Annotated in this window: 6 protein-coding genes and 2 pseudogenes; 5 read left to right on the forward strand and 3 right to left on the reverse strand. The window is 70.2% G+C overall.

Features of this window, described 5'->3' with window-relative positions:
* Positions 1–205: 205 nt before the first annotated feature.
* Positions 206–2,311, forward strand: a complete 2,106-nt coding sequence (glgX, locus tag AB0F10_RS43270) for a glycogen debranching protein GlgX (protein WP_360639814.1) — start codon at positions 206–208, stop codon at positions 2,309–2,311.
* A 200-nt stretch (positions 2,312–2,511) separates the two neighbouring features.
* Positions 2,512–2,793 (forward strand): hypothetical protein, encoded by a 282-nt coding sequence (locus AB0F10_RS43275; protein ID WP_360639829.1) that lies wholly within the window; start codon positions 2,512–2,514, stop codon positions 2,791–2,793.
* Here AB0F10_RS43275 and AB0F10_RS43280 read toward each other — a convergent pair.
* Positions 2,743–3,231, reverse strand: a pseudogene (locus tag AB0F10_RS43280) (YhjD/YihY/BrkB family envelope integrity protein); the annotation flags it as partial. The gene AB0F10_RS43275 and the pseudogene AB0F10_RS43280 sit on opposite strands and share 51 nt — an antisense overlap.
* On the opposite strand from AB0F10_RS43280, the gene AB0F10_RS43285 reads away from it, so the two are divergent.
* The 3 genes from AB0F10_RS43285 (at position 3,230) to AB0F10_RS43295 (ending at position 5,914) form a co-directional block, all read left to right on the forward strand.
* A complete protein-coding gene (locus tag AB0F10_RS43285; RefSeq protein WP_360639817.1) occupies positions 3,230–3,640 on the forward strand; it encodes a hypothetical protein in 411 nt (136 codons plus the stop codon). The pseudogene AB0F10_RS43280 and the gene AB0F10_RS43285 overlap by 2 nt on opposite strands.
* Before the next feature lie 129 nt (positions 3,641–3,769).
* A complete protein-coding gene (locus AB0F10_RS43290; RefSeq protein WP_360639820.1) occupies positions 3,770–4,333 on the forward strand; it encodes a DUF5709 domain-containing protein in 564 nt (187 codons plus the stop codon).
* 243 nt (positions 4,334–4,576) lie between these two features.
* Positions 4,577–5,914 carry a dipeptidase gene (locus tag AB0F10_RS43295; protein ID WP_360639823.1) on the forward strand — a complete coding sequence of 446 codons (1,338 nt, stop codon included), beginning with the start codon at positions 4,577–4,579 and terminating at the stop codon, positions 5,912–5,914.
* 148 nt (positions 5,915–6,062) lie between these two features.
* Here the strand turns inward: AB0F10_RS43295 and AB0F10_RS43300 are convergent, their stop codons facing one another.
* Together AB0F10_RS43300 and AB0F10_RS43305 are read right to left on the reverse strand one after the other, a co-directional pair.
* Positions 6,063–6,245, reverse strand: coding sequence for a hypothetical protein (locus AB0F10_RS43300; RefSeq protein ID WP_360639826.1), 183 nt, complete (start codon positions 6,243–6,245; stop codon positions 6,063–6,065).
* Between the two features lie 4 nt (positions 6,246–6,249).
* Positions 6,250–6,589, reverse strand: a pseudogene (locus AB0F10_RS43305) (hypothetical protein); the annotation flags it as partial.

A 6,589-nucleotide genomic window follows, 5' to 3' on the forward strand; every position in this document is an offset into this window, starting at 1 on the left:
GTCCGGCCGTCGACGGCCGGACCCGCCACCCGTACCGCGGCCTCCCGGTCGGGGCGAAGTGCCGCCGGCCGCTCGCACAGCGGAGCAGACCGCCGAGGATCACCTCGCGGACCGATGAACGGCTCACACGGCCGGCAGGCCTGATTACCGCCGACCGGGGGTACCTGCGTTCCGTCGGCGAGCGAGGGAGTCGAGGAACAAGATCATGAAAATCTGGCCGGGCAACCCGTACCCGCTGGGCGCCACCTACGACGGGGGCGGCACCAACTTCGCGATCTTCTCGGAGGTGGCTGAACGGGTCGAGCTGTGTCTTCTCGACGAGAGCGGGGAGACAAGGATCGACCTGCCGGAGCGGGAGGCGTTCGTGTGGCACGGCTATCTGCCGCGGGTGGTGCCGGGCCAGCGGTACGGCTACCGGGTGCACGGGCCGTACGACCCGTCGCGGGGGCTGCGCTGCAATCCCAGCAAGCTGCTGCTCGACCCGTACGCCAAAGCGATCGAGGGAGGCATCGAGTGGAAGGAGGCCCTGTTCTCCTACCGCTTCGGCGATTCGGCGAGCTTCAACGACGCGGATTCGGCACCCTACGCCCCGAAGTCCACGGTGATCAACCCGTTCTTCGACTGGGGCAACGACCGCCCGCTGAAGATCCCGTTCTACCAGACCGTGATCTACGAGGCGCACGTCAAGGGGATGACGATCCGGCACCCCGACATCCCCGAGGACGTCCGCGGCACCTACTCGGGCCTGGCACACCCGGCGGTGATCAAGTACTTGAAGCAGCTTGGCATCACCGCCGTCGAGCTGATGCCGGTGCACCAGTTCGTGCACGACGGCGGGCTGATCGACCGCGGCCTGGCCAACTACTGGGGCTACAACACCATCGGATTCTTCGCGCCGCACGACGGCTATTCGTCGTTCGGCGGCCGGGGCGGACAGGTCCAGGAGTTCAAGACGATGGTCAAGGCGCTGCACAGCGCGGGCATCGAGGTCATTCTGGACGTGGTCTACAACCACACGGCCGAGGGAAACCACCTCGGCCCGACGCTCTCCTTCCGGGGCATCGACAACGCGGCCTACTACCGGCTCGTCGAACACGATCGGCAGTACTACTACGACACCACCGGCACCGGTAACAGCCTCAACGTGCGACACCACGAGTCGCTACGGCTGCTGATGGATTCGCTGCGGTACTGGGTGCTCGAGATGCACGTCGACGGGTTCCGCTTCGACCTGGCCGCCGCGCTGGCCCGCGAGTTCCACGAGGTGAACCGGCTGGCCGCCTTCTTCGACCTGGTCAACCAGGACCCGGTCGTCTCACAGGTGAAGCTGATCGCCGAACCGTGGGATCTGGGCGACGGCGGCTACCAGGTGGGCGGCTTTCCCCCGAACTGGACCGAGTGGAACGGCAGGTACCGCGACTCGATACGCGACTTCTGGCGTGGCGAGCCCTTCATCCTTGGTGAGTTCGCGTCCCGGTTCACCGGCAGCTCGGACCTGTACGAGGTGGACGGCCGCCGCCCGATCGCGTCGATCAACTTCGTCACCGCCCACGACGGGTTCACCCTCGCCGACCTGGTCTCGTACAACCACAAGCACAACGAGGCCAACGGTGAGGACAACCGGGACGGCGAAAGCCACAACCGCTCCTGGAACTGCGGCGTCGAGGGCGACACCGACGACCCGGGTACCGTCATGCTGCGCGAACGGCAGAAACGCAACTTCCTCGCCACGCTCCTGCTCAGTCAGGGCGTACCGATGATCGTGCACGGCGACGAGCTCGGCCGCACCCAGCACGGCAACAACAACGTCTACGCCCAGGACAACGAGATCAGCTGGATCGACTGGGCGAACGCCCGGCACCACGACGTCCTGACGGTGTTCACCCGGAAGCTGACCCGGCTCCGCGCCGAACATCCGATCTTCCGACGCCGCCGGTTCTTCACCAGCGACCCGGCCGGCGACTCCCGGCTGCCCGGCATCGCCTGGCTGCGCTGCGACGGCGAGCCGATGTCCGAACACGACTGGCACGACGGGGCGGCGCGCACCATCGCCGTGTTCCTCAACGGTGACGGCATCCCGGAATCCGACGCGCTGGGCGAGCGGATCGTCGACGACTCGTTCCTGCTGTTCTTCAACGCGTCACCGGAGCAGGTCAAGTTCACCGTGCCCGATGCGGCGTACGGGCAGACGTGGGAGATCATCGTCGACACCGCCGACCCGCTGCTCGCGACCGCCTACGGGAGGATCAGAGCACAGGAGCGCCTGCCGTTGACCGCCCACAGCGTGCTCGTGCTGCGCCGACGGTACTGACCGGCCCACCCCGGTATCGGTGTCGGGGTCCGTCCGGTGGGTATACACCGCCGGTGAACGCACCCCCGGACGCTTCCCACACCGACGAGCAACTGCGCCGGCTGCGGTCGGTGGCCGCCCGGTTGTACGGCTGGGACGAGCTGCACCCGTTGCAGGCCGCCGCCATGAGTCACGTGATGGACGGCCGCGACACCATGCTGATGGCATCCACCGGGTTCGGCAAATCGGCGGTCTACCAGGTTCCGGCCGTCCTGATGGACGGACCGACCGTCATCGTGTCGCCATTGCTGGCCCTGCAGCGGGACCAGACCCGAGCGCTGGCCGGGCATGGAGCGCCGGACGCGCACGCGGTGAACTCCGCGAACTCCGCCGGCGCCAACAGCGAAGCCTTCGAGGCTGACCTCGGTGTCGGCGGCGTCGACCAGCCGGTTGGCGGCGATCGTGGTCCCGTAAGCCACCGCCAACGACGCGGCCAGCAGTAACCCCAGCCCGGCCAGCACCACCAGATCGACCAGCACGCGGAAGACCAGGTTGCCCGGGTATTCGGGGAGCCGCCAGATCCGGCGGATCGAGGAGCGCAGCGCGTCGATCCAGAACCATCCGGTGACCGGCAGGCCGACGAACGCGATGACGCCGGCGGTGCGCCGGGCGTGCAGCAACGTCTGCACGTCCAGGCTGGCCGGGTCCACTGCAAAGTAGACAGCCACCGACCGCACTATCGTCGCGTCGTTCAGGACGAACCCGAAGACCGCGAACTCGAGCAACCCGAGCGCGAATATCGCGAAGAAGGCGTAATACGTCACCGCGGCCGAGAGCCGGCCGCCGTCGGCGTCGTCGTATCGCACGCCGGCCCGGACCAGATGATCCAGCCAATCGACGCGGCGGCGGAGCACCCGCCAGGCCGCCGGGATCCACCGCATGAGATGCCTCGCCACGCGGTCCCCAGTACCCGCCGGCCGGCCGTTTGCGCCGCGCGCCTGGCCGCCCGAGGTCGGGCGCGGAACCGATCCTGCTTTCAACCGCGCCGATCGGGGTAACCGGCTCGGCATGACGAACCGTGATGAAGGCGTGTGGCGCGACGAAGAGAAACTGCCGCTGTCTGACCTGGTACAGGCGATGGCAACGTACTCGCAGGACGGTCAGGTGGATGACCTGACCGGCTCGGACGCCGGTGCCGAGGCGGAGTTCGGGGATGGGGCTACCACCGGGCGCCAGTCGGGCGAGGACGACAGCGCCCCGGGTGACGCCGACCCCACATCGTCGGCGGCCCGGCTGCTGCGGCCGTCGCCGGACGGCACCTCGGCCGACGGGCGAACCGGGCCGAACTGACCGCCGAGCCGTCCGCCCACGATTGGAGGTGATCCGAGGGCAGCGTTACGCAGATCACCTTCTTCGGAGTCCCGGGGCCATTCGCGAGACCGCCGGCATACCCGGCGCTGAGCCGGGTATGCGGGATCCATGCGAGGCGACAACTACCCCAGGCAGGTGTCCGATCCGGAGAGCGAAGGCCTTCCGGACACCGCGGACGACGATTCCACCGCCTACGACGAGGTCGACTCCGGCCGGTGGGCGGACGGCCCGGACCCGGCGGCCCTGCCGGCCGATCACGCCCAGGCGGTCACGAAGTTCGGCACCACCGCCGAAGAACAGCGTGCCGGGGAGTCCCTGGACTACCGCCTGGCCCAGGAGGAGCCCGACGTGCAGCCCGAGGACCCGCTGGGCTCCCCCGGCATGCTGGCCGACGAGGCGATAGACGGGCAGGGCGCGGCCCAGGCCTCGCTGGACGCCGACGTGTACGGCGAGAGCCCCACCTCGGACCCGCACTCGCCGGTGTCGCTCTACGACCATGGGCAGCTCGACGGCGCGTCGCCGGAGCCGATCGGCCGCCTGGTCGAGCCGGACGAGGGCTACGGCTTTGACGCCGAGACGGACAGCGTCGCGTACGACGCGGGCGCGGGCGGCGGCGGGGCGAGCGCCGAGGAGCTCGCCGTGCGGGTGACCGACGCCCCGGAGTACCACTGACCGGTCGCCGGCGCGTCGCGCCGTCGGCCTGGGCGCCGTTGCTCATCCCCGCCCAGGGCTTCCTGGTCGCGGTCGAGTTCCGCTCCCGGTTCTGACGGGCGCTGCACCGGCTTGGGCCAGGACCAGATCCGGTCGAAACGCTCGCCGGACGGAAGCCGGCGACCTCGGCGCCGGGCAGGCACGGCGACCTCGGCGCCGGGCAGGCACTGACCGCGCCGGCCTGGAGAGAATGGTGAGACGCCGATGATCAGCACCGACGAGGACGTGCGCGCGGCGATCGAGCGGGAACTGCCGGGTGTCCGCGGCGACCTCGAACAACTGATCCGCATCCCCGGGGTCGCGTTCCCCGGATTCGACCACGCGCACCTCGACCGGTCCGCCGCGGCCGTCGCCGAGTTGCTGCGCGGCTGCGGTCTCGAGGTGCGGATCGCGCGCGCCGGCGGGCAGCCCGCGGTCATCGGGCGCCGGCCGGCGCCGCACGGCGCGCCCACCGTTCTGCTGTACGCCCATCACGACGTCCAGCCGGCCGGTGACCTGGCGCTGTGGGACAGCGACCCGTTCGAGCCGGTCGAGCGCGACGGCCGGCTCTATGGGCGGGGTGCCGCGGACGACAAGGCCGGCGTGATGGCCCACGTCGCGGCGCTGCGCGCCCTGGGCGACGACCTGCCCGTCGGCGTCGTCGTCCTCGTCGAGGGCGAGGAGGAGTACGGCTCGGACTCCCTGGACCGGCTGATCACCGACCACGTCGAGTGGCTACGCTCCGACGTGATCGTCGTCGCCGACTCCGACAACTGGGAGATCGGCCGACCGGCTCTGACGACCTCGTTGCGCGGAGTGGTCAGCTGCTTCGTCGAGGTGAGCACGCCGCACGGTGACGTGCGCGGCGGCCCCGTCCGGGACGCGCTCACCGTGCTGAGCCGGCTCCTGAGCACCCTGCACGACGACGACGGCGAGGTCGCGGTCGACGGGCTCCTCGGCCGCCCGGGCACGGGGGTCGATTACCCGCCCGACCGCCTCCGTCAGGAGGCCGGTGTTCTCGACGGGGTCCGGCTGATCGGCAACGGCAGGCTCGCCGACCGGCTCTGGACCAAACCCGCGATCGCGGTGCTCGGCATCGACGCGCCGCCCGCCGGGAGGGCGCTCCACGCCCTGTCACACAGGGCCAAAGCCAAGATCAGCGTACGGCTGGCGCCCGGCGACGACCCGGCCTCGGCGTACGCGGCCGTTTGTGCCCATCTGAGGGCACGGGTGCCCTGGGGAGCCGGTTTGGAGGTGAGCCTGGAAAGCAGCGGCGCACCGTGCGTCGTCGACGCGACCGGCCGGGCCTACCACACGGCGCGCGCCGCCTGCACCACCGCTTGGGACGGAACCGCCCCGGTCGACATCGGCATCGGCGGCTCGATCCCCGCCGTCGCCATCTTCCAGAGGCGATTCGGTGAGACGGCGATCCTGGTCACCGGCATCGAGGACCCGTACTGTGCCGCGCACGGGCCGAATGAGGGTCTGCATCTCGCGGAATTCGCCCGGACCTGCCTCGCCGAGGCGCTCCTGCTGCGCAATCTCGCCAGAATACCGGGTTGAACGACCGCGTTCTCGCGTGCCGGACGGTCAAGGCGTGGATACCGAAGCCACGTCGATCGCCGCGGGCTGCGGGCTGGATCGCCCGCCGCTCCACGGGCTCATCCCGGCCTGAACTCCGCGAGGCTCACCGCGGACGGACGCCGCCGGCTCAGCCGATGCCCGCCCCCTTGGCGGTGAGCTTGCCGAGCAGGTCGTGTGCGCGGACCGCGCGTTCGGCGTCCTCCTGGCGGCACTGCTCGATGAATTCCTTGACGTCCTCATGATCCGCGGCGTCCTCGGTGTACTGCTCGTACGCCTGCCCGGCCTTGAGGGCGTGGTACTGGATCGCCACGAGGTCATAGACGATCTCCAGCCATGATCCCCAACACCGGCTGCTGCAGCAGCCTGGAAAGAAAGTCGTCGCGGCGGTCGTCGGCCGGGTCACACGGAACCCAACCGGCGTGGTCGAGCTCGGGCTGGTCGATCTCGAGCCGGCGCAGCAGGATGCCTTCGCGCAGGCCCCACGGGCAGACCCGCACCACGTCGATGTCGAGATCGCGCATCAGCTCGTAGCCGACGATCGCTCCCGCGAGGACCTGGCGGGCCCGGTGCGCCGAGACCCCCGGCAGCTCGGCACGCCGGGCGGTCGGCATCGCGGCGAGCCGGTCGATCCACGGCCGCAACGACCGCCGCCGC

The organism is Actinoplanes sp. NPDC026623 (genome assembly GCF_040638275.1).
Lineage (GTDB): Bacteria > Actinomycetota > Actinomycetes > Mycobacteriales > Micromonosporaceae > Actinoplanes.

Excerpts from the sequence above, each read along its gene's own strand:
- glgX (WP_360639814.1), top strand. The coding sequence starts at position 206 with ATGAAAATCTGGCCGGGCAACCCGTACCCGCTGGGCGCCACCTACGAC.
- AB0F10_RS43275 (WP_360639829.1), top strand. The coding sequence starts at position 2,512 with ATGGCATCCACCGGGTTCGGCAAATCGGCGGTCTACCAGGTTCCGGCC.
- AB0F10_RS43285 (WP_360639817.1), top strand. The coding sequence starts at position 3,230 with ATGAGATGCCTCGCCACGCGGTCCCCAGTACCCGCCGGCCGGCCGTTT.
- AB0F10_RS43290 (WP_360639820.1), top strand. The coding sequence starts at position 3,770 with ATGCGAGGCGACAACTACCCCAGGCAGGTGTCCGATCCGGAGAGCGAA.
- AB0F10_RS43295 (WP_360639823.1), top strand. The coding sequence starts at position 4,577 with ATGATCAGCACCGACGAGGACGTGCGCGCGGCGATCGAGCGGGAACTG.